Below are 24,574 nucleotides of genomic sequence, written 5' to 3'. Positions count from 1 at the left end.
GGGCAAAGGGTTATATGATCAATTAGATTCCGTTCCCGATTAAATCCTTCGGGTAATGTAAAATATTTTTTAAAGCAAGTTAAAGCGGAGGGTGCCCGTCGGGCGGAGGCCCGTTAGGTGGCGGACCGTCATCAGGCCCGGGAGGCGGCGGGCGATGTCCGTCTTTATCCGGCGGTGGTGGCATACCGTCGGGCGGCGGCCCCATATGATGGTGGTTTTGGCCATTTGGCCCAGTCCTCATATTGTTCTGTGGCGGCTGATGCTGGCTACCGCGTTTTTCTGCACCCGTTGGGGCGTTGCCGCGCGCATCGTTAATAGGCGGGCCGCCTGGCGGCCTGCCCGGGGTACCCATCATTTGTAATACCTGAGCTATTACACCATCAAACTTAACCTGCTGCGCTGGTGTGAGTATGGCGCGCAGGTCTCTAAAGTGGTACAGCGTAACCTTTTCTATCTGCGATTGGTTATCGCCCAGTTTTTTGGCCATGTTATTAATAAGTGCGGTATCGGCTTTTGGCTTTTTTATGATCGAAAACAAGCTATCCCGCAATTGGTGGTTTTGCTGGTTTAGGTTGTTAACCAACTGCCTGTGCTTGCTGCGCATGGCTTCAAATAGTGTTGCTTGTTTAGGTGTAAAGGCTAAGGTGTTAATTAAAACATCCTTGGGCTCAAGGTATTGTTGTGGTTTGTTTTGAAGCTTTGCCGACAATACGGGAATTCGTTTATGAAACCACATTAAAGCTAGCACAACGCTATTTACTAGCAGTAAGCCAATTACAATTACCAACCATATTTTATAATTTTTCATAACTTAATAGTTGTAGGTGTTAGTTGTTAACTGGTATTCGGTAGCTAGTGCTTGTGCTGCGGTTGTTTTTTGTTGGGGCGTAGGCTGTGGTGTGCTGTTTGCCAAAAAATAATAACTTGTAAGGTTTAAGCCAATAAAAATAACCAGTGTTGCCGATAACTTTGCCATGGTTTTTATTTCGCGCTGTTGCTGTTGCTTTTTAAGGTGAAGGCGGTTTTGTATTTTGCCGAATAAAAAATTATTGGCTTCAAGCTGTTGCAGGCTATCAATGCTGTTTAGGGCTTCCTCAACCTGTTGCGTTATCTCTTTCTCTGTTTTCATGCCGAATAATAATTGATCAATAGTTTTTTTAAATTAGCTTTTGCCCTTGTTAACAACGATTCAACCGCGCCTTCGCTCAATTGCATAATCTCTGCAATTTTTTGCTGACTGCAATCCTGCGTTTTTTGCAGCAGGAAGGCAGTTTTTTGTTTATCGGGCAATTTGTTTATCGCTTTAAAAAGAATAGTGGCCGTTTCTTTATTCTCGGCTATTACGCCGGGGTGCTCGGTATGGGCCACCTGGTGCAATAACTCGTTATCATTACCAAATAAGCTGGTTACTACCGCCCATCTTTTTTTACGGTTTTTAGCGCGTATAAAATCAAGGCTCTCGTTTACGCTTAAACGGTATATCCATGTGCTCAATTTCGATTGTTGTTTAAAGCTGCTAATGGTTTCAAAAACCTTAATAAAAACGTTTTGGGTAACATCTTCGGCATCGTTACGGTTCTGGATAAAACCCAATACGGTATTAAACACCATATTTTTATAGGTATCAACCAGTAGCCTGAAAGCTTTTTCGTCACCACGAAACAGATTTTGTAATAGTTGCTCTTCTGTCAATCTTTAAATTTGATCATACTAATTTGACGAGAATAAAATCAACTTCCTGCGGGTAGGGAGAAATAAAAAACAGAAATCTTAATAAATGGAGATAATAGGCGAAGAACTCGCGAAGCAATTATTAATTGACGTTAAGAAAGAGAAAATTTAGCAGCTACTAAACCTTCTCTTTCTCCTTAATAGCTAACTGCCCGCAAGCTGCGTCAATATCTTTACCGCGGCTTCGGCGTACCATAGTGGTAATACCCTGCTTACGCAGATAATCGGCAAAGGCCTCAATTTTATCTATACTGGCGTTGGTATAACTGGCAAATGATATGGGGTTGTATTCAATAATGTTAACCTTGCAGGGCAGGTGCTTGCAAAACGCAGCCAGTTCAACGGCGTCTTGTATTTCATCGTTAAAATCGTTGAAAACAATGTACTCGTAAGTAACGGGGTTTTTGGTTTTGGCGTAATAATATTTTAGCGCGTCGGCTAAGGCTTTTAACGAGTTTTGCTCGTTTATGGGCATAATTTCGTTACGCTTCTCATCGTTAGCGGCGTGTAAGGATAGGGCAAGGTTAAACTTCACCTGGTCGTCGCCCAGTTTTTTTATCATTTTGGCTATGCCGGCGGTTGATACCGTTATACGCTTGGCGGCCATGTTTAAACCATCGTCGGCAGTAATCCGTTCGATAGATTTTAAAACGTTGGCGTAGTTAAGCAATGGTTCGCCCATGCCCATGTACACTATGTTGGTTAAATGATGATCGTAATTTTGGCGCGCCTGCTGATCTATGAGTACCACCTGGTCGTAAATTTCATCCGGATTAAGGTTGCGTTTGCGTTCCATATAACCCGTTGCGCAAAACTTGCAAGTGAGGCTACAGCCCACTTGCGATGATACGCAGGCCGTCATTCTATCATCCGATGGAATTAAAACACCTTCTATGAGGTGTCCATCGTGCAAAACAAAAGAATTTTTTATAGTTTTATCGGCGCTAAACTGCGAAGTGTTTACTTTTACATTGTTTATGGTAAATTGCTCTTCAAGTTTTTGTCGAAGTTCTTTAGAAAGATTGCTCATGTCATTAAAAGAAAAGCATGATTTTTTCCAAAGCCATTCGTAAACTTGTTTAGCCCTAAAACTTTTTTCCCCTAATTGTAAGAAGTGTTTTTGTAACTCATCTAAGTTTAAACTGCGGATATCTGTCTTTTTCTCTTGCATTGTTATGCAAAGTTAGTTAAATTTAAAAATCTATCTTTTTGTACATAGTGTTTTTATTTAAATAGTGCAAAACATTACTTTAAGTTAATAGTATTATTAATTAAGTAAATGTTTAAGCTATAAAATAATGCATTGATTTACTATTAATGAAAAAATTTAAAGCCGATTACGTTTTCCCTGTTAATGCTGATCCGATAAAAAATGGAATAATAACAGTTGATGATTCAGGATTAATTTTAGCCATAACCGACGGGCTATCAGACCAGGATCATAGTTCAGTTGAAATTGAAAAACTTGAAGGTATTATTTGCCCTGGTTTTATTAACGCGCACTGCCACGTTGAGCTTTCGCACCTGAGAGATAAAATAGAGCCTAAAACGGGGCTCATTAATTTTATTAAGCAAGTGCAGGGCCAGCGCAACGCCACAAAAAGCGAGGATATACAAGCCGCCGCCCAAGCCGCCGACGATGAGATGTACCGCAACGGTATAGTAGCCGTTGGCGATATATCAAACTCGGCAGATACTATTGGCTTAAAAACTAAAAGTAAAATATACTACCATACCTTTATAGAGGTTTTTGGTTTTGTGCCCCAAAAGGCAGAGGAAATTTACAATAAAGCCCTAGCTTTGCGCGATGAGTTTACACCCTTGTCGTGTTCGGTAACGCCGCATGCGCCTTACTCGGTAAGTAAAGAATTGTTTAAGTGCATCAACAAGCTTTCGCAAGAGCGTAATAACCTCATTAGTATACATAACCAGGAAAGCGCCGAAGAAAATAAGTTGTACCGCTATAAAATGGGCAATTTTATTGATCTGTATAACTCTTTTAATATCGATATTTCGTTTTTTAGGCCGCAGGCGCGCAACTCTATCCAAACTATGGTACCCCTGTTAACCAACAAGCAAAATATATTGCTGGTACACAACACGTTTACCAATTTAAAAGATATTTACTTTGTTAAACGCTTTGACCGTAAAATACACTGGTGCTTTTGCCCCAACGCCAACTTATATATAGAAGATCAATTACCCAAGATAGAGCTTTTTTTAGATCAGGGCTTTAACATAACCCTGGGTACCGATAGCCTGGCATCAAACCGTAAACTTTGCATTTTAAACGAGATGCTGGTGCTGCAGCAAAACTTTAGCAGCCTTACCTTTGAGAAAATTTTGCCCTGGGCCACGCTAAACGGAGCTAAATTTTTAGGAATTGCCGACGAAAAGGGAACTATAGAGGTTGGCAAAACACCCGGCCTTAACCTGATAACCGGGCTTGATAATTTTCAAATTACACCGCAAACCAAAGTGCAACGTTTGATATAAACATTTACCTTTGCCTCAATAAATTAAAACCGGATAATACCGGCTAATTTGAAACAGGCAATTATGGCAGTAAAACATTTAAATATAACAGTTAGCGGTAAAGTGCAGGGTGTATCGTTTCGAGCCTCAACCAAGGCCGTTGCCGACCAGCTGGGCGTTAGGGGGTTTATTTTGAACCAGCCCGATGGCAGCGTGTATTTGGAGGCCGAAGCCGACGACTGGAATATGCAGTTGTTTTTAGACTGGTGCAACGAAGGGCCGCAAGGCACAGTTATAACTTCGCTGCAAAGTGATGAGGGCGAGATTAAAAACTATCGTAATTTTGAGATAGTAAAGAGAGCACCACAACAGGCTTTATAAAATGTTACAACTTATCATCACCGCATTTGTCAACCATTAAAAAATTTGCCGGCGACACGGCCATATACGGGTTAAGTACCATTGTACAACGGTTATTAAGCTCAATACTAACGCCGCTTTATACATCGGCATACGCGCCTAAGGTATATAGTATTTTCAGTACTATGTACAGTTACGCTTCCCTGCTAAACGCCTTTTTGTCGTTTGGTATGGAAACCACTTTTTTTAGATACCTAAACAAGTACCCCGATAATAAAAAACAGGTTTACAACAATGGTTTTTGGGTAATATTTACAGTATCAATTTGTTTTTTGCTGCTTGTAATGCCTTTTACGCATGTTATTGCGGGTTTTATTACCATAGGCAACAATACTTCGCAACAGCAATTTATACTATTTATTAAGCTGTTTGTAGGCATATTGGTTGTTGATTCGTGGTGTGTTATCCCTTTTGCCAAGTTACGTGCCGATGGCCGCCCGATGAGATATGGTGTTATCAAGCTCATCAATATCCTGGTAACGGTAGCACTTAACATCATCCTTATTTTTGGAATACCTTACTGGATAAAGCACCAGTTGTTTGGCTGGGAATGGTTTAAGGGCTGGTATGTTGAAGGTTGGGTAGCATATGCGTTTATATCAAACCTGGTTTCAAGTATCGTTACGTTTTTAGTATTACTGCCCGAGTTGCTCAAACTGCAACTCAAATTTGATAAGGTGATGTTTAAAGATATGCTGATGTACAGTTGGCCAATGCTCATCGCTAACCTGTCGTATATCGTAAACGAAAACTTTGATAAACTTTTACTGGGCAAGCTATTGTCGCCCAACATTAGTGAGCACGAGGTTGGCGTTTATTCGGCTTGCGCACGGATATCTATCTTCCTCAGTCTTTTTATCCAGGCTTTCCGCATGGGTGCCGAGCCTTTCTTTTTTAGCCATGCTAAAAATAAAAATGCCGCCAATACCTATGCCCGCATTATGGATTATTTTGTAATAGCTATGTGCCTTATGTTTGTTGGCGTGATAGGCAATATCCAGATATTGAAATACTATGTAAGCAACCGTTCGTACTGGGTTGGGCTAAATGTGGTGCCACCATTATTGTTAGGGTATGTTTGCCTGGGTATTTACACCAATCTTTCGGTGTGGTACAAACTATCCGATCAAACCCGTTACGCTTTATATATATCAGGCATAGGCGCCGTGGCCACTATAGTACTTAACGTTATATTCATCCCGCAATACAGTTATATGGCTTCGGCATGGATCTCTTTCGCGGCCTATTTTATTATGATGGTGCTCTCCTACGTTTGGGGGCAAAAAAATTATCCCATCCCTTATAACATCAAAAAAAACTTAGCTTATATTATTGCTTCAATTGTACTTGTGTTTTTATCGTTCAATGTTTTTAACCGTAATATTTTTGCAGGTAATGCACTTTTGCTATTATTTGCGTTAATAACATTTTACGCGGAGCGTAAACAACTCATGCTGATATTTAAAAAGAAATGAACATCCGTATTATAAACAACTCAAAAAACGCGCTTCCGGCTTACGAAACGGCACATGCCGCCGGTATGGACCTGCGTGCCGACGTTACCCAAACAGTAATTTTACAACCTATGGAACGCAAGTTGATACCAACCGGCCTGCACATTGAGTTACCTGTTGGTTACGAGGCCCAGATAAGGCCACGCAGTGGTTTGGCGTATAAATTTGGCATCGGCATTGTAAACTCGCCCGGAACCATTGACGCCGATTATCGCGGAGAAATTAAGGTGCTGCTGGTTAATTTATCAACCGAGCCTTTTGAGATTAATACCGGCGACAGGATAGCGCAGATGATAGTAGCCAGGCACGAGCAAGTGATTTGGGAAGCGGTTGACGAACTGAGCGATACAAGCCGCGGCCACGGCGGCTATGGCCATACTGGGGTTTAATTAAAAAACAATCATGAAAAAGAACTCAATCATTTTATTTTTATTACTACCCTTTGTGGTGCAGGTTACCTGTGCGCAAAACAGCGATTCGGTAAGTAAAAAAAAATATGTGATTGTTGCCTCAAAACCCATGACTTATGCCGACAGCAGCAATGTTAAACAATTATTTTTTGCGGCATTAACCGAAAAAACCAACGGACGGTACACCGAGGCTTCGGATTTATTTAATAGAATTATACAGATTGACCCGGCTAACGATGCATCGTTATTTGAACTGGGCCGCATAAAGCGGAACCAAAATAATACTGCTGCCGCGCAGGATTTGTTTGAACGCGCCGTTACCGTTAGCCGCGATAATAAGTATTACTGGCTATCGCTTGCCGACTGTTACGAAAAAGTGAATGACTTGCCGAAGCTTGAAAATGCCTTTAACGAATTAAGCCGTATTGACCCTGATAACCCTGAATATCTTTTTGATAAAGCAAACGTTTTTTTTAGCGAAAAAAGGTACGACGACGCACTTGCTATTTATAAGCAACTGGAACAAACCATTGGCATAAACGACGACATTATTGCCAACCGCCAAAAAATATACCTCAAACAAGGCAAAATTGGTCCGGCTGCTGCCAGCCTCGAAGAAATGATAAAGGCCCATCCCAACCAGATGCGTTATTACATTATGCTGGGCGAGATATACAACTCAAACGGTTTAACCGATAAAGCCCTGAAGGTTTTAGAGAAGGCCGAAAAGTTAGACCCCGGCAACGGTATGGTACACCTTGCACTGGCTGATATTTACCGCGAAAAAAAGGATAATGTGGGCAGCTTTAACCAGCTTAAAAAGGCTTTTGCTTTAACCGACTTGAGTGTTGACCAGAAACTGGGCATCATTATGAGCTACCTGCCCAAATTTCCGAACCCTGATGCTAAGGCAAGTGCCCTTGAATTGAGCCGCGTTTTAACTGTGGCAAACCCTGCCAGCTCAAAAGCTTTTGCCGTTTTGGGCGATATGCTTTTGCAGAACGAACTCCCTAAAGATGCCAAAGCGGCTTATAAAAAAGCCCTGCAACTGGACGACCAGGTTTATGTGGCCTGGGAGCAATTGGTACGTTTGGACCTGAGCGATAACAGCGTTGACGATGCTATTAAAGATGGCCAGGATGCACTGGCTATATTCCCTAACCAGGCCTGGATGAATTATTTGGTGGCCGTTGCCTTTGTGCAAAAAAAACTTTACAACAAAGCATTGGGATACAGCACTAATGTGCCTTCGCTGGAGAGTCAGGATAAATCATTGATATCGCAGGCGTACTCGCTAACCGGCGATTGCTATCACGGGATGAAGGACAACAAAAAAGCTGACGAGGCTTACGATAAATCTATAGAATATAACCCCGATAATACCTACACGCTTAATAACTTTGCCTATTATTTGAGTTTGAGAAACGAGCAATTAGATAAGGCCGAACAAATGTCTAAACACTCCAACGATTTGCAGCCCGGTACGGCATCATTTGAGGATACTTACGCCTGGATATTGTTTAAACAAAAAAAATACAACGATGCTAAAATATGGATTGAAAAAGCCATAGCCGATGATAAAGAAAAAAGTGCCACCCAGATTGAACATTATGGCGATATTTTGTTTTACCTGGGCGATGTAGATGCCGCCGTACTTAACTGGACAAAGGCCAAACAAAAGGGCGGTGCCGCCCCTGTTTTAGACCGTAAAATAAATGAGAAAAAATACATTGAATAAACTTGCAGTTGTGTTATGCCTGCTGGCATTGTTTAGCTGTAAATCAAAAAAATACCGGTTAGTTAGTCCCGGTGCCGATACTACCGCCGTGGTTGATACTCCGGCTAAGGCCGTTTCAGCCACAGTATCCGGCAGTACACCGGCTGCTGCGGCAACTAATGCAGCTGTGGTTACTACCCCGCCTGTTAAACCGGCCATTGATAATTTTAAGCTCGAAAAACTAAAATCCATCCGCTTAAAGCAGGTTGATTTTAATACCTTTTCGGGAAAGGCGCAAACTAAGCTTAGCGTTAACGGCGATAGCCACGATGTTACTTTTACGGTGCGGATAAAAAAAGATCAGCAAATTTGGGTTTCTATTACTGCTGTGTTAGGAGTAGAGGTTGCGCGCGCGTTAATTACACCCGATAGCATTAAGCTGATGAACCGTTTGGAAAGTACTTATTTAAAAAAGCCGTTTAGTTACATATACAGCTATACCAGTAAGCAGCTAAACTATAAAACGCTCGAAGCGCTCATTATTGGTAATGCCGTGCCCGAACTGGTGAATGATAATGCTAATTTAAAAGCTAGCAACGGCGATGTGATATTAAACGGTAACCTGCAAGATTTGGTTTACCAGCTAACCGTTGGGCCCGATTTGCGCGTGATAGAAACTAATATGGCCAACCATGCTGGCGGCCAGTCGTTACATGTGTTTAATGCTGCTTTTATACAGGCCGGTAGCCATGTTATGCCATCCAAGGTAAATATCAGTTCGTCGGTAGGGGATAAAAACATACAGGCCGAATTACATTATACCAAGGTTGATTTTGACCAAACGTTGAGCTACCCTTTTTCGGTTCCGGCGAGGTTTAAGCTAACCAATTGAGGGTGTTAAGTTAGGGCCTGTTTTATACAACGGGTTTATTTAAGTTTAAAAACAAAAAATCATTAAGTTTGCTCTGATGAAATTTTTTAAGTCGGCTATAATTTTATTTGTGTTAATTTTATTGGGAACGGTTAAAACCTTTGCCCAAAGTGCGGCCGACCTTAAAAAGCAACGCGATCAGCTCAACCAACAGCTTGAAAGGCTCAATAACGAATTTGAGGAAACATCAAAAAATAAACGCGCCACACTAAAACAGCTCGAAAACATCCGTGCGCAGATAAGTATTCAGGAAGATAAGATCAAAAATATCAGTTCGAGTATCCGCATCCTGGATAGCCAGATAACCGATAACACCAATACCGTACACGGCTTGCATAACCAGTTGGAACAACTGAAAAAAGAGTACGCAGCAATGATATTGTTTGCTTTCCGCAACAAAAGCGCTTATAATAAGCTGATGTTTATTTTTGTAAGTAAAGATTTTAACCAGGCCTACAAGCGTTTAAAATACATGCAGCAAATAGGCTCGTACCGTGAGCGGCAGGCAGCCTACATAACCGGCACTCAGAAGGAGTTGAACGCCAAAATTGTGCAATTAGATAACGATAAGGCTGCAAAAGGCAATTTGCTAAAAGACCAGGAAAGTGTAAAGGCAAACTTAGGCAAGGCGCGTAATACACAGGCCCAGGTAGTGCAGGATTTGTCTAAACATCAAAAAGAAATTAAACAGGAGCAGGTTGCTACTCAGCGTAAGCTATCAAAAATTAACCGCGCTGTAGCCGAAGCCGTGCGCAGGGAAGTTGAGGAAGAAAACAGAAGGCGCGCCGCCGCCGAAGCCGCCGATGCCGCAAAGGCCCGTGCCGATAACAAACCTGCCCCAACTGTTAAAAAGATAAGAACATCATCCGAAGCGTTAGGTGCCACGCCCGAAGCCGCTAAATTAACAAGCGACTTTTTGGGTAACCGCGGTCGTTTGCCATGGCCGGTTGCAAACGGCATAATAACCCACCCTTACGGCGTTAATTACATTGATGGTATTAAGGATGAAAATAAAGGTATTAACATCAAAACCAACGCGGCTGCCAGCGTAAGGGCCGTTTTTGATGGCGATGTGATTACCGTTCAGGATATTGAAGGCTCGTACCTGGTTATTGTCAGGCATGGCTCGTACTTAACTGTTTATACTAATTTGCGGTCGGTAAATGTATCTAAGGGGCAAAAAATAGCTACCAAACAATCAATTGGTGTTGCCGCGACAGATTCAGGTTCGGGCGATACCGAAATTGGTTTCCAGATAACCAAGGGCGGCGATTATTTAAACCCTACGGCATGGCTGGCACCAAATTAATTAAACTTAACGGCACGTTAATTGTGCTACCTTTGTAGAATATAAGGAATTAGGATTATGTTAAATTCAGTTTTGTTATTTTTTAGTTTCAGCGGAAGCGAGATCATGTTGATTTTGTTTGTGGCACTCATTTTATTTGGGGGCGATAAATTTCCGGAAATTGCCCGGGGTTTGGGTAAAGGTATCCGCGAGTTTAAGGATATGAGCGACGGCGTAAAGCGCGAAATACATTCGCAGATTAACAATTACGATATTGATAACAGCCGTAGTAACACCATAGCTCAACCAACAAATAATGCCTTAGAACCGCACCAGGCAACTGAGCCGGCAGTACACCACGACGAGCACGAAGTACACGATATAACGGTAACACAGCATGACGAACATGCACCGGTAGCTACCGCGCCCGAGGCGCCGACACAAACGCCGCCAGCCCAAAAGCCCGATTTGAGCCAGCCGCCAAATACCATATCGCACCAATCCTATTAAAAAAATATAATCATGATACAGTCAACGCTTTTGTTTTTAAGTGCAGGTGATATTACAATAATTGTAATACTTGCTCTTTTTCTTTTTGGTGGTAAAAAAATCCCTGAACTGGCACGTGGCCTGGGCAAGGGAATAAAGGAATTTAAGGATGCGCAAGACGGTGTTAATCCATCGGCTAATAACACCGAGAAAAAAGCCTGATATTGTAATTTTAGCATAAAATATACTTAATCCAGTATATTTATAGAATTTAAAACTTATTGTATGCTGGTTTTATGCCACCGTACAATAAGTTTTTTTATTTTCGCCCTTATGACGAAACTTTACCCCACTTTGTCTCACATTCAGGCAGATATACAGCAAGGCAAAACCAGCGTTGTTGAATTGGTTGAAATGTACCTGCATAACATTAAATTGTATGAGCACCTCAATGCCTTTAACGAAGTTTTTGGCGACGAAGCCGTAATAATGGCCCACCATGTTGACCTTAAAATAAAGCAGGGAACAGCAGGCAGACTAGCCGGTATGGTAATAGCCATAAAGGATAACATTTGTTATAAAGGCCATAAAGTAAGTGCTTCGTCAAAAATACTGGATGGCTTTACGTCCGTATTTTCGTCGACGGTAGTTGAGCGGCTGCTTGCGCAGGATGCCATTATTATAGGCCGCTGCAATTGCGACGAGTTTGCCATGGGCGGCTCCAACGAAACCTCGTATTTTGGGCCGGTAAAAAACCAGGCCAATGAGGGCAGGGTTTCGGGCGGTTCGTCCGGCGGTTCGGCGGTTGCAGTGCAGGCGGGTATGTGCCAGGCCGCATTGGGTACCGATACAGGCGGCTCTATCAGGCAGCCTGCTGCTTTTTGCGGCGTTGTAGGGTTAAAGCCTACTTACGGGCGTGTATCGCGCTATGGTTTAATAGCTTATGCATCATCTTTCGATCAGGCCGGGCCAATTACCAACTCGGTGGAAGATGCTGCATTGTTGCTCGAAGTTATAGCCGGTGCCGATGAGCACGACGCTACAGTGGCAAATTTACCGGTTGATCCCTATACTCAAAACCTACAGCCAACAACGGGTAAAAAGCGAATTGCCTACATTAGCGAAGCTTTAAACAGTGATGGGGTTGACCCCGAAATAAAAAGCCTGCTTAACACTTATAGTGAAAAATTGAGGCAGGACGGACACGTGGTTGAACCGGTTTCGTTCGATTTGCTGGAGTATGTTGTGCCTACCTATTATATTTTAACAACAGCTGAAGCATCATCAAACTTGGCCCGGTTTGATGGGGTACACTATGGCTACCGAAGCCGTAATGCTACCGATTTGGAATCAACCTACAAGCGGTCGCGCTCGGAGGGTTTTGGTAAAGAAGTTAAACGCCGCATTATGCTGGGTACCTTTGTACTGAGTGCCGGTTATTACGATGCATACTATGCCAAGGCTCAAAAAATAAGGCGAATGATACGCGATAAAACCAACGCCATATTACAAGACTACGATTTTATACTCATCCCAACATCGCCAACACCAGCTTTTGAAATAGGCGAAAACATTACCGACCCGGTGGTGAGATACCTGGCCGATATATTTACTGTACAGGCATCTTTGGCCGGTATACCGGCAATTTCGCTGCCGTTGGGCAATAATACCGACGGGTTACCGTTAGGATTACAATTATTAACCAAATCCTTCGCAGAGGCCGAACTACTTCGGTTTTCAAAATATATTTTGGAACTGCCTAAAAATTAGTATCTTAGTGGCTGTAGGTTAAAGTGCGGCTTTAGGGCCGGTAAATTTTAAAGAATGAAGAAATTATCGACTTGTATCATTTGTATTTTCCTGATCCATTTTGTTAAAGCCGACCCCTTATCTCACACAAAAAAAAACAAAGCCGATTCGGATGGTGTAACCGCCAATACAGAAAGCCCGCAAATCCGTAAAGCTGCCGATACCACTAACTTTGTGCCCATTGTAAACGATGGTGCAACAAGTTACCAAAACATGGTTTTCAAGCACCGGTTAGATTCGGTTCAAAAAGAAGTGCAGCTTGACTACAACCAGTATGTGCAAAGCTATATTGATATTTATACCGCGCCGCAGCGTCGCGAATCTATGGCTCGTATTTTAGGGTTAACCAAATATTATTTTCCCATTTACGAAAAGGCTTTCCACGATGCAGGCATTCCCGAGGAGATCAAATATTTATCGATAGTTGAATCGGCACTTGATCCTAATGCCGTTTCGCGCGTGGGTGCAACCGGCCCCTGGCAGTTTATGTTTGCAACAGCAAAACTGTACGGCTTAAATATTGATAACTATGTTGACGAACGTAAAGACCCTATACAGGCCACTTATGCAGCCGCTGCTTATATTAAAGACGCCTATCAGGATTTTGGCGATTGGCTGGTTGCCATAGCATCATACAATTGTGGTAAGGGCGCCATAACCAGAGCGATAGCCAAAGCTGGAGCAAGCGATTTTTGGTCGATAAGGCAATATTTACCTGCCGAAACGCGTAATTATGTACCCGCATATATAGCGGTTACTTATGTAATTAATTATTACGCAAAGCATAACATTATCCCTTCAACCTGCGATTTTTCGGTTAAAACAGATACTTTGCTGGTTAATAATTACGTGGGCCTTGCCGATATTTCGCGCGTGCTTAATGTAGATATGCACCAGATTGCTATGCTTAACCCGCAATATAAAAAGCAAATAGTTAACGGCACGGCTGCTGCGCCAAAACGTTTGGTTATCCCGCAAATCAATAAAAGTCAATTTGCTTCCTTGTACGAAACTTTGAATAACCCCGGCAACGCTTCGCATTCGTTTGAGGCGGTTAGGGCAAGTTATAACGAGGCACCGCTTGCAAAACATAAACAAAAAGAACTTCCGGCTTTTCACAAAGTAAAAAAAGGTGAAAGCTTGGCTTCAATTGCCGATAAATTTGGCTGCGAGGTGCAGGATATTAAGGTTTGGAACAAACTGCATACTTTAAAAGTAAAGCCTGGGGTTGAATTGAGAGTTAGCGCACCATCATCGTCTGACGAGAAATACAGCCAGCCAAAGGCGCGGGAAGTAAAATCGGTGATGACTTACAAAGTAAAATCGGGCGATACACTATCGCAAATTGCCGAAAAGTTTGACGATAATGTGGAGCACATTAAAACAGTTAACAAGTTAAAAAAAGGCATTATACAACCCGGTATGGTTTTGAAAATTAACCGCGGATAACAAAAAAATTACGTCATGTTTTTTTAACGGCCCCTGGTAATACCGAGGGCCGTTTTTTATTTTTTTAAATAAGCTCAAAAAGAATTGTAATTTTGCGCGCTATAACTGCAGATGATGAACAAGACAAATCGTAAACTGGATGCACTCGAATACCACTCAAAGGGGCGTCCGGGAAAAATACAAGTAGTACCCACTAAACCCACCAATACACAACGCGATTTATCACTGGCATACTCGCCCGGCGTGGCCGAACCTTGCCTGCGCATTGCCGAAAATAAAGACGACGTTTATAAATATACCGCCAAAGGCAACCTGGTAGCCGTAATAAGCAACGGCACCGCAGTTTTGGGCCTTGGTAACATTGGCCCCGAAGCTGGTAAGCCCGTAATGGAAGGCAAGGGCCTGCTGTTTAAAATATATGCCGATATTGATGTTTTTGACTTAGAAGTTGATTGTACAGATGTTGACCAGTTTGTTAAAATTGTAAAGGCACTTGAGCCAACTTTTGGCGGCATTAACCTGGAAGATATATCGGCCCCAACCTGTTTTGAGATTGAGCGCAGGCTAAAGGCCGAGATGAATATCCCGGTAATGCACGACGATCAGCATGGTACGGCTATTATCTCGTCGGCAGCGTTAATAAATGCATGCGAGCTGCAGGGCAAAAAGCTGGATAAAATAAAATTGGTAGTCAATGGCGCAGGTGCTGCTGCGGTATCGTGCTCTATGCTATATGTATCATTAGGGGTTAAAAAAGAGAACCTGGTGATGTTTGATATTAATGGCGTTATACACCCGGGCCGTACCGATCTGGATGATATGCGCATGGCTTTTGCCACTACCCGTACCGATGTGCAAACTCTTGCCGATGCCATGAAAGGTGCCGACGTATTTATCGGCCTATCGGCAGGTAACGTGGTTACGCCCGATATGCTAAAGGTGATGGCTAAAAACCCTATTGTTTTTGCAATGGCAAACCCTAACCCCGAAATTGCTTATGATATAGCCGTTGCCACACGCAAGGATATTATTATGGCCACCGGCCGGTCTGACTATCCTAACCAAGTAAATAACGTACTTGGTTTTCCGTACATATTTCGCGGCGCGCTTGATGTGAGAGCTACTACCATTAACGAGGCCATGAAAATAGCTGCCGTTTATGCCATAGCAGGTATAGCCAAAAAAACCGTTCCCGAAGAAGTTAACCTGGCCTATAACGCCCGTAACCTGCACTTTGACAGGGAGTATATTATTCCTAAACCGATGGATGGCAGGCTGATAACCGAGGTATCGTCGGCAGTGGCCAAGGCGGCAATGGAAAGCGGCGTGGCGCGTAAACAAATAACCGATTGGGATGCTTACGCCGAAGAATTGAAAGCCCGGCTGGGAGTTGATAATAAAATATTGCGTAACCTTACCAATAAAGCAAAATCGGGCACCAAGAGGGTTGTTTTTGCTGAGGCGGATAACTACAAAATACTTAAATCGGCACAAATTGTTATTGACGAGGGTATTGCCGTGCCTATATTGTTGGGCAATGTTGACCGTATACGGCAAATTATGCTTGAAAACGATTTACAATTGGGAGATGTTGAGATTATTGACCCACGCCAGGATACCGGCGAGCGCGCATGCAAATACGCCGATTATTTATTTAACAAACGCCAGCGCAGAGGAGTAACACTTTACGAGGCCAAAAAATTAATGCGCGACCGTAACTATTATGGTGCATGCATGGTGCAGTTTGGCGAAGCTGATGCTTTAATATCGGGCCTTACAAAAAATTATGTGCCTACCATTAAACCTGCACTACAAATTATTGGTACCGAACCAGGCGTAGCCAAAGTTGCCGGTATGTATATGATGATAACCAAAAAGGGGCCGGTGTTTTTTGGCGATACCACGGTTAACGTGAGCCCTACCGCGCAAGACCTGGTTGATATTACGGTGCTGATAGAACGCTCGGTAAAGAAGTTTAATATTAAACCCAGAGTGGCGTTGCTTAGTTACTCTAACTTTGGCTCAAACGAAGGCATTATACCCGAACGTACCCGCGAAGCGGTAAGTATGCTGCACGAGCAATACCCGGATATGGTGGTTGACGGTGAAATGCAGGCTAACTTTGCTATTAATCCTACTTTGCTTGAAGATAATTTTTCGTTCTCAACCCTGGTTGGCGAACCGGCTAATACTTTGATATTCCCTAACCTGGAATCGGGAAATATAGCTTACAAGCTGTTGCAGGAGCTGGGCGGTGCCGAAGCTGTTGGGCCAATTTTGCTTGGTATGAAAAAATCTGTACACGTTTTGCAGTTGGGTAGCTCGGTACGGGAGATTGTGAATATGGTAACTATAGCCGTGGTTGATGCACAAGAAAAAGAAGCTGCATTAAGTAGAAAATAGTTTGCGTTATCGGGCGAATGAGTTATATTTAATGGCTTATATAAACCTTTGTTTTTTGTAAGTTTTATTTAAGTAATACATCCGGCTAACCGGTAAATTAGCAATTCAAAAAACTACAATGTACGCCTATATCAGCGGTAAATTAGCCTTCAAATGCCCAACTTATGTGGTTATTGATGCAGGAGGCGTTGGCTACCATATCAATATTTCGTTAAATACCTACAGTAGCATAGCCGATAAGGAAAACTGTAAACTTTATACCTGGCAGCATGTAAAAGAAGATGCACACACCCTTTACGGCTTTGCCGATGAGGGTGAGCGCAGGCTTTTTTTACATTTAATATCCGTTTCGGGTATTGGCGCCAATACGGGCCGGATGATGCTCTCGTCAATTACGCCGGCCGAAATACAAAATGCAATTATTAAGGGTGATGTGCCGTTGATACAACGTATTAAGGGTATTGGTCCAAAATCTGCCCAGCGCATTATATTGGAATTGCAGGATAAATTGCGGAAAGATGGACCAGATACATTGATTAATGTACCCGTAATTCATACGGCGAAAGACGAAGCTCTTTCTGCATTGGTGATGCTGGGGTTTGCAAAAAATGTTGGCGAAAAGGCGTTAGACAACGCTGTAAAGTCGTCTGCTGAAAATTTAACTGTGGAGCAGCTTATAAAGATTGCTCTTAAAAGCTTATAATTACTGGAAATTTTTTACTCGACAACTTGATATATACTTTTACCCGAAGGCTCACTTTATGCTTTGTTTTTTTTGCCGTTATTTTTAGCTGCACGCAATTACGCGCGCAAGTGGGAGGGGTATTAAAAAAGGATTCTGCTTCAACAAAGTATCCAATTCAAATTGATAAGTCTAATAACGTTAAAGCGCTGCACGGTATTTTTGACCAGGACCCACCTAACCTGATCCGTACAATTGAATATGATGTAACCACTAACAGGTATATATTAACCGAAACTGTGGGTAATATGCTTTACCGCCCGGTACAATACCTTACCTTTTCGCAGTATCTGGCACTTAAACAACGCACGTCGCAAAAAATATACTGGCGCCAACTGGCTGATAATTATGCCTATGCATCGCAACAGCCCGGTTTTATACCTCAAATTAAAATAAACAGCCATACGTTTGAGCAAATTTTTGGTAGCAACACCATTGATATACGCCCGCAAGGTTCTGCCGAAATGGTATTTGCCGGGCAGATTAATAAAAACGAAAATCCCTTATTTAATACCGCACAGCGCACCCAGGCCAACTTTAATTTCGACCAGCACATCCAAATGAATGTAACCGGTATGATTGGCGATAAGCTCAAAATCAATACCAATTACAATACCGATGCCCAGTTTCAGTTTGAGAACCAAATTAAACTGGATTATACAGGCAAGCCCGACGAGATTATCCAAAAAATAGAGGCAGGTACGGTGAGTATGCCTTTAAATACCAGTTTAATTACCGGTAGCCAGGCATTGTTTGGTGTAAAAACCAAGCTGAAATTTGGCAGGCTTGATGTTACCAGTATTTTTTCGCAACAGCGGTCGCAATCGCAGCAAATTACCATTACCAATGGTTCGCAGCAGGCTCCTTTTAGGCTTACACCGGTGGACTATGAGGCCAATAAGCACTATTTTTTGGCCCAATATTTTAGAGATAACTATAACAACGCGCTAAAAAATATCCCAATTATTTCGTCGAACGTTACCATTACTAAAATTGAGGTTTGGACAACTAACCGTAACAACAGCACAACCGAGTCGCGCGACATTGTAGCCTTTTTGGATTTGGGTGAAAATAAACCTTATAACACTACACTGGTACGTGGAGGCGGTTCAACTTATCCGGCAGGTTTTAACGGGCCGGGTTACACGCAGCAATCAAACGATTTATTGGCCCACTTGCCGGCCAATGCCAGGTTAACCAGTTCGTCGGCCGTGAATACTTATTTCCAGGCAACCGGTGCTACCGATAACTACTCCAAACTAACCTATGCCCGTAAACTAACCGATAAGGAGTTTACACTGCATGCCCAATTGGGTTATATATCATTAAACTATCCGTTAAATAATGATGAGGTATTATCTGTTGCCTATCGCTACAGCGTAAATGGAGTTGAGTACCAGGTGGGTGAGTTTTCTACCGATGTTAAGGTTGACCCTACCACGCCAAAGGTGCTTTTTACAAAATTACTTAAAAACGAGATACTCAAAACCAGCTTACCTACCTGGAAGCTGATGATGAAAAATATTTATTCGTTAGGTGCATACGGTATAAGCCCGAGCGATTTTAAATTGAGCATTACCCATCTGGACAATAAATCGGGCATTGAAAAGCCGATAATGGAGGAGGGGCAAAACCTCAAAAACAAACTTTGGATACAGGTAACCGGCCTGGATAACCTAAACCAACAGAGCCAAAAACAGCCCGATGGCTATTTTGATTTTTTAGAGGGTGTCACTATCGATTCGCAAAATGGGCGCATATCGTTCCCCGTGTTAGAACCCTTTGGTTCTGATTTGGCTAAACAATTTTTGCCAAGCGAGGCAGCCATAGCCAGCCAATACATTTATCAACCTTTGTATGATTCTACAAAAACGGTTGCGCAGCAGTATTTCCCACAGTTTAACCGTTTTGTTATCAAGGGTACTTACACTTCACAGTCCGGGTCAGATTATCAGTTAAATGCCATCAACATTCCGCAAGGTTCGGTAGTTGCATCGTCTGGCAGTTATAAGCTGGTTGAGGGCACCGATTTTACGGTTGATTATAATGCAGGTAAAGTGCGCATACTTAACCAATCGTTATTATCATCGGGCCAGCCTATTACCATTAATGTTGAAAATAACGAACTGTTTGGCGTTCAGCAAAAATCGCTGTTTGGCTCGCGGTTTGATTATAAGGTTGATGATAAGCTTAATATAGGCGCAACCATTATGCACCTGAGCGAACAGCCCATTACCCAGAAAGTAAGCATCGGCGATGAGCCCATATCAAACACCATTTGGGGTTTTGATGCAAACTACAGTTCATCGTCTAGAATGTTAACCCGGTTGGTTGATAAAATACCCTTTATATCAACCAAGGCACCATCGTCTGTTAATTTTAGCGGCGAGTTTGCACAGTTAATACCGGGGCACCCCAGCGCACTAAATTTTGCCGGTGCCAATGGCACATCGTACCTTGACGATTTTGAGAACAGCCGCTCCCTTATTGATATTAAGAGTGCTATCAACTGGCAAATATCGGGCACACCGCAACTTTTTCCCGAGTCGCAGGTATCAAACGATCTGTCGTATGGTTACAACCGGGCGCGGTTAGCCTTTTACAATATCGACCCGATATTTTATAACCGCTCTAACAGCGATTCGCCGCCGCTGGCTAATGCCAATGCAGAGTTATCAAACCACTACGTGCGGCAGGTTTTTGAGCAGGAGGTTTATCCTTACAAGCAATCGGTAACGGGCACACCGCTGGCTTTGCCCACGCTCGATTTGGCATTTTACCCAACCATACGCGGGCCGTATAACTTTACTACAACAGGTTTAAATAATAACGGTACGCTGCAAAACCCTAAAACAAGGTGGGGCGGTATGTTCCGTAAGATAGATGTTAACGATTTTGAATCGTTAAACGTGGCTTATATTGAGTTTTGGATGTTGGATCCTTATATTTACAAACCTACATCGCAAGGTGGCGATTTGTATTTTAACCTGGGCAGCATATCCGAAGATATATTAAAAGATGGCCGTAAGAGTTTGGAGAACGGTTTACCTGCCGATGGCGATTTAACCAAAGTTGACGAAACCGTTTGGGGCCGCGTGCCCAGATTACAGCCCGTTGTAAACTCGTTTGATAATAACCCCGATGCACGTTTGTTGCAGGATGTTGGTTTAGACGGTATGAACGATGCCGACGAACGTGTTAAGTATGCAAACATTGTGCAGCAGGTAAGGGCGCAGCTTAGTACGGCCGCCGGCACTGCGTTTGCTAACGACCCATCGGGAGATGATTTTCAATTTTACCGTGGCGGTGCGCTGGACCAATCGGGCGCGGGCATTTTACAACGCTACGCCAAGTATAATGGTACCGAGGGTAACTCCATGACGGCCCAACAATCGCAGGCCTTGCTGGGTATTTCCAACTCGGCATCAACATCAATACCCGACGGTGAGGATGTTAACCGCGATAATACCATGAGCGAGGCCGACGAGTATTTTCAATACAAAGTTTCCGTTAGGCCGCAGGATATGTTGATTGGCCAAAACTTTATTACCGATAAAGTTGCAGCAACAGTTAAGTTAACAAACGGAACTACGCAAACCGTAAATTGGTACCAGTTTAGAATCCCGATCAGGAGTTATCAATCAAAAGTGGGTAACATTCAGGATTTTAAAGCTATCCGCTTTATCCGGATGTTTATGACCAACTTTGCCGATACCGCAGTATTGCGTTTTGCCGCCCTGCAATTGGTGCGCGGCGAATGGCGTGCATTTAATACCGAAAACAACCCAGCCAACGTTATTGCCGACGCCGGTTTAGGTACATCGCCATCGCTTGATAATTCAACCATTGATGTTGGTACCGTTAATATTGAAGAAAATGGTACCCGCACACCAATACCTTATGTTGTACCGCCGGGCATTGTGCGCCAGCGCGATTATAATAACCTTGCCGCTAACGTTCAACTAAATGAGCAGTCGCTCTCGGTTACGGTTAAGCAACTTCGGGATGGTTACTCGCGGGCAACGTTTAAAACGTTTAACAACGATTTACGATCGTATAAACACCTGCAAATGTTTATACACGCCGAGCAAATAGGCGCATCATCATTAAAAGACAACGACATTAGTGCCTTTATACGGATGGGTATTGATTACGTAGATAACTACTACGAATATGAAACGCCGTTAAAGGTAACTCTACCCGGTACAAGCGACGCTAATAGTATTTGGCCATCGGTAAACAGTTTAGATTTTGATTTATCGTTATTAACCAATGCTAAAATTGCGCGTAATAATGCCAGGTATAACGGCGGCCCATGGCCGGTTAATTTACCTTACACCTTTACAAGTGGCGTAAATAAAATTACCATTAAAGGGCAGCCCGATTTGAGCCGCCTTTCTACCGTAATGTTGGGAGTGCGCAACCCTTACAGGGGCAACGAAACTACTACCAGCAGCGACGATGGGCAAGATAAGGCGGCCATTGTATGGTTTAACGAACTGCGCCTTACCGATTTTGAAGAGCAGGGCGGATGGGCGGCAACGGCACGTTTAAATGCTAAACTAGCCGATTTTGCCGTAGTTACCGTTTCGGGAAGTGCAACCACGGCGGGTTTTGGTAATATTGACCAAAAGGTAAGTCAGCGGAGTTTGAATGATACCCGCAACTTTGATATTTCTACCAATATGGAGTTGGGTAAGTTTTTCCCGGATAAGGCCGGTATACGCATACCCTTATATCTGGATGTTTCAACACAAACCAGCACGCCAAAATACGACCCGGCTTCGCCCGATCTGAAAATAAAAGATGAACTCGCCGCTGCTTCGAAAGCCACGCGCGACTCGATACTGAATGTTATTGAAACCTTTAAAGATTACACTATGCGCAAAAGTGTAAACCTGGCCAATGTGCATAAGGAACGCACAGACACTAAAGCACCCGTGCGCGTTTGGGATGTTGAAAATTTTAGCGGCACGTATGCCTATACCGAGTACGATCATCACGATTTTACAACATCAAACGCTTTACAAAAAACCTATAAGGTATCGTTAGCTTATAATTATAATAACCAGCCCAGGTATTATGCGCCTTTTCAAAAGGTTATAAAAAGTAATTTGCTGGCGCTTTTCCGCGATTTTAACTACAGTTTATTACCATCGCGCTTAAACGTTAGAATAGATTTCGACAGGCTTTACTCTGAAAATACTTTACGTAATAACGACCAGAATAGCTATATCCCGGTTAGCCAGGACCTGCTTACTACGTTTAATAAAAACTTTTTGATAACAAGGGTATATGGTATTGGCTGGAATCTTTCCAAATCATTACAAATGGATATTGATGCAACCAACCTTTCGGTAGTTGACGAGCCCGCAGGCCGTGTTAACGGCTTAAAGGCAGATACCATGTGGAACAACCTGAAACACCTTGGCCGCACTACAGATTATAGCCACAACCTTAACTTTAATTACACCGTACCCTTAAACAAAATACCGGGAATGGACTGGACGAGCCTTGTGGCCCATTACCAAACCAAGTTTGAATGGAAAACTGCACCGCTTTTTGCACTTACCGACCCGGGATTAAATGTGGGTAACAGCATCCAAAACTCGCGCGCTATACAATTAAACCCAACCCTTAATATGCTTGCGCTTTATAATAAGCTTGGTTTTGTACGCAAGGCAAATGATGCTAACAACAAAGGCAGCTTTAGCAGCGCATTAATAAACCTGTTAACCAGTGTTAAAAGCATAAGCGGCTCATACAACCGTACCGAGGGTACTTTTATACCCGGCTACCTGCCCAAAGCTAATTTTTACGGTGCCGACCCTGATTACAATGCACCCGGCATAGGCTTTTTATTAGGCAGCCAAACCGATTTGCGTGGCAAGGCCTTAGCTAACGGCTGGATAAGCAGTGATACCTTGCAAAACCAGCTTTATGTAACAACCCTTAATGAGGATATGCAGTTTAAAAGCTCAATTGAGCCTATAAAAGATTTGCGGATTGAGCTATCGGCATTTAAAACGCGTAACCTTAATTATCAAACTAATTTTAAATACTCAACGCTTACCAACAGCTTTGAAAACCTGAGTCCGATAACATCGGGCGATTATAGTATATCGTACCTTTCTATAGCAACGGCGTTTAGTAAAAATACGGGCATCGATAATACATCAAGCGTGTTCCAAAAGTTTTTGGATGACAGGGCCATAGTTTCGCAACGTTTAGGGCGCTCAAATCCTAACTCGGTGGGCACAACGGGCGGCTATGCCGATGGTTACGGGCCAAACTCGCAAGGGGTGTTGGTTGATGCATTTTTGGCGGCCTATACGGGTAAAAACCCCAATGGCTCAAGCACTGGTGGTTTCCCTAATATACCCATACCTAACTGGCAAATAAGCTACAGCGGCTTGGGCAAATTGCCGTTTTTAGCCGAGATATTTGATTCGTTTGATTTACGACATGGTTACCGGTCTACCTATAACGTTAATGGGTTTAGTTCGTTGCAACGTTACCACGAAGCCAACGGCGGTGTTGACGTGCGCGATGCCAATAACGATTTTTTACCTTACTACCAGTTTTCGCAAATTACTATTTTTGAGCAGTTTGTACCCTTGCTTGGGGTTGACATCCGTTTCCATAACAGCATGACGGCCAACATTGAATACAGGCAGAGCCGCACCCTGAGCTTAAGTTTGGCAAACAGCCAGCTAGCGCAACAAAACGAAAGTAATACCGTGTTTGGTTTTGGTTACCGCACCAACCACTTCAGGTTCCCGTTCGGTTTGTTCAGTAATTTGATATTGAATAACGACATGAACTTTAAGCTCGATTTCTCTATCAACGATACCAAAACGTTGATATACCGCGCCGATGTACAGTCGGCCGAGGTATCATCGGGTGCGCAAAATATTGCAGTTAGGCCGTCCATTGATTATATGCTAAACAAACGCTTTGACCTAAAGCTATTTTACGATTCGACCCTTACCAAGCCCTATACCTCTCAGGCTTTTAATACTTCGTTTGCCAACTTTGGGTTTAGCCTGAAACTGTTGTTGCAGTAAATGTGCTTTAGATGTGCGGGTGTGCAGATGAGTAAATGTGCAGATTAAATGTATCGAGGTTTAAAAGATTTGACAACTCTTTAAGAGTTGTCAAATCTCATCTCATCTTCGTAATATTGCGCAAACGTC

General features: G+C 43.0%; 18 protein-coding genes. 14 read left to right on the top strand and 4 right to left on the bottom strand.

Features of this window, described 5'->3' with window-relative positions; translation table 11 throughout:
* Positions 1-79: 79 nt before the first annotated feature.
* The 4 genes from BDD43_RS28630 to rlmN form a co-directional block, all read right to left on the bottom strand.
* Positions 80-808, bottom strand: a complete 729-nt coding sequence (locus BDD43_RS28630; RefSeq protein WP_121201640.1) for a Spy/CpxP family protein refolding chaperone — start codon at positions 806-808, stop codon at positions 80-82.
* Between the two features lie 3 nt (positions 809-811).
* On the bottom strand, positions 812-1,129 hold the full coding sequence (locus BDD43_RS28625; RefSeq protein ID WP_121201639.1) for a hypothetical protein: 318 nt from the start codon (positions 1,127-1,129) through the stop codon (positions 812-814).
* The gene (locus tag BDD43_RS28620) at positions 1,126-1,692 is read right to left on the bottom strand and encodes an RNA polymerase sigma factor (RefSeq protein ID WP_121201638.1); all 567 of its coding nucleotides are present in this window, start codon (positions 1,690-1,692) and stop codon (positions 1,126-1,128) included. The genes BDD43_RS28625 and BDD43_RS28620 overlap by 4 nt, the downstream gene beginning before the upstream one ends.
* Before the next feature lie 157 nt (positions 1,693-1,849).
* Complete coding sequence (gene rlmN, locus BDD43_RS28615) at positions 1,850-2,902, bottom strand: 23S rRNA (adenine(2503)-C(2))-methyltransferase RlmN (RefSeq protein ID WP_121201637.1); 1,053 nt, start codon at positions 2,900-2,902, stop codon at positions 1,850-1,852.
* Positions 2,903-3,048: 146 nt separating this feature from the next.
* Between rlmN and BDD43_RS28610 the strand changes: the two genes are divergently transcribed.
* The 14 genes from BDD43_RS28610 (at position 3,049) to sov (ending at position 24,445) form a co-directional block, all read left to right on the top strand.
* Positions 3,049-4,227, top strand: a complete 1,179-nt coding sequence (locus tag BDD43_RS28610) for an amidohydrolase family protein (protein ID WP_121201636.1) — start codon at positions 3,049-3,051, stop codon at positions 4,225-4,227.
* 63 nt (positions 4,228-4,290) lie between these two features.
* Positions 4,291-4,587, top strand: a complete 297-nt coding sequence (locus BDD43_RS28605; RefSeq protein ID WP_121201635.1) for an acylphosphatase — start codon at positions 4,291-4,293, stop codon at positions 4,585-4,587.
* Positions 4,588-4,613: 26 nt separating this feature from the next.
* Positions 4,614-6,101: an oligosaccharide flippase family protein gene (locus BDD43_RS28600; RefSeq protein ID WP_121201634.1), complete on the top strand. Its 1,488-nt coding sequence runs from the start codon at positions 4,614-4,616 to the stop codon at positions 6,099-6,101.
* Entirely contained in the window at positions 6,098-6,529 is a 432-nt protein-coding gene (dut, locus tag BDD43_RS28595; RefSeq protein ID WP_121201633.1) for a dUTP diphosphatase, read from the top strand. The genes BDD43_RS28600 and dut overlap by 4 nt, the downstream gene beginning before the upstream one ends.
* 13 nt (positions 6,530-6,542) lie before the next feature.
* Entirely contained in the window at positions 6,543-8,288 is a 1,746-nt protein-coding gene (locus BDD43_RS28590; protein ID WP_121201632.1) for a tetratricopeptide repeat protein, read from the top strand.
* The gene (locus tag BDD43_RS28585; RefSeq protein WP_121201631.1) at positions 8,266-9,159 is read left to right on the top strand and encodes a DUF4292 domain-containing protein; all 894 of its coding nucleotides are present in this window, start codon (positions 8,266-8,268) and stop codon (positions 9,157-9,159) included. Before BDD43_RS28590 ends, BDD43_RS28585 begins: the two co-directional genes overlap by 23 nt.
* 76 nt (positions 9,160-9,235) lie before the next feature.
* Positions 9,236-10,507 (top strand): murein hydrolase activator EnvC family protein, encoded by a 1,272-nt coding sequence (locus BDD43_RS28580; RefSeq protein WP_121201630.1) that lies wholly within the window; start codon positions 9,236-9,238, stop codon positions 10,505-10,507.
* A 57-nt stretch (positions 10,508-10,564) separates the two neighbouring features.
* Positions 10,565-10,996, top strand: coding sequence for a twin-arginine translocase TatA/TatE family subunit (locus BDD43_RS28575; protein WP_121201629.1), 432 nt, complete (start codon positions 10,565-10,567; stop codon positions 10,994-10,996).
* 12 nt (positions 10,997-11,008) lie between these two features.
* Complete coding sequence (locus BDD43_RS28570; protein ID WP_121201628.1) at positions 11,009-11,197, top strand: Sec-independent protein translocase subunit TatA/TatB; 189 nt, start codon at positions 11,009-11,011, stop codon at positions 11,195-11,197.
* A gap of 111 nt (positions 11,198-11,308) precedes the next feature.
* Positions 11,309-12,745: an Asp-tRNA(Asn)/Glu-tRNA(Gln) amidotransferase subunit GatA gene (gatA, locus tag BDD43_RS28565; protein WP_121202154.1), complete on the top strand. Its 1,437-nt coding sequence runs from the start codon at positions 11,309-11,311 to the stop codon at positions 12,743-12,745.
* 54 nt (positions 12,746-12,799) lie between these two features.
* The gene (locus tag BDD43_RS28560) at positions 12,800-14,233 is read left to right on the top strand and encodes a lytic transglycosylase domain-containing protein (RefSeq protein ID WP_121201627.1); all 1,434 of its coding nucleotides are present in this window, start codon (positions 12,800-12,802) and stop codon (positions 14,231-14,233) included.
* A gap of 114 nt (positions 14,234-14,347) precedes the next feature.
* Positions 14,348-16,636 carry an NADP-dependent malic enzyme gene (locus tag BDD43_RS28555; protein ID WP_121201626.1) on the top strand — a complete coding sequence of 763 codons (2,289 nt, stop codon included), beginning with the start codon at positions 14,348-14,350 and terminating at the stop codon, positions 16,634-16,636.
* Positions 16,637-16,754: 118 nt separating this feature from the next.
* A complete protein-coding gene (gene ruvA / locus BDD43_RS28550; protein WP_121201625.1) occupies positions 16,755-17,339 on the top strand; it encodes a Holliday junction branch migration protein RuvA in 585 nt (194 codons plus the stop codon).
* A 26-nt stretch (positions 17,340-17,365) separates the two neighbouring features.
* The gene (sov, locus tag BDD43_RS28545; protein ID WP_121201624.1) at positions 17,366-24,445 is read left to right on the top strand and encodes a T9SS outer membrane translocon Sov/SprA; all 7,080 of its coding nucleotides are present in this window, start codon (positions 17,366-17,368) and stop codon (positions 24,443-24,445) included.
* Positions 24,446-24,574: the final 129 nt, after the last annotated feature.

The sequence above is a fragment of the Mucilaginibacter gracilis genome (genome assembly GCF_003633615.1).
GTDB lineage: Bacteria > Bacteroidota > Bacteroidia > Sphingobacteriales > Sphingobacteriaceae > Mucilaginibacter > Mucilaginibacter gracilis.
This window is presented reverse-complemented; position numbering and strand designations above follow the sequence as displayed.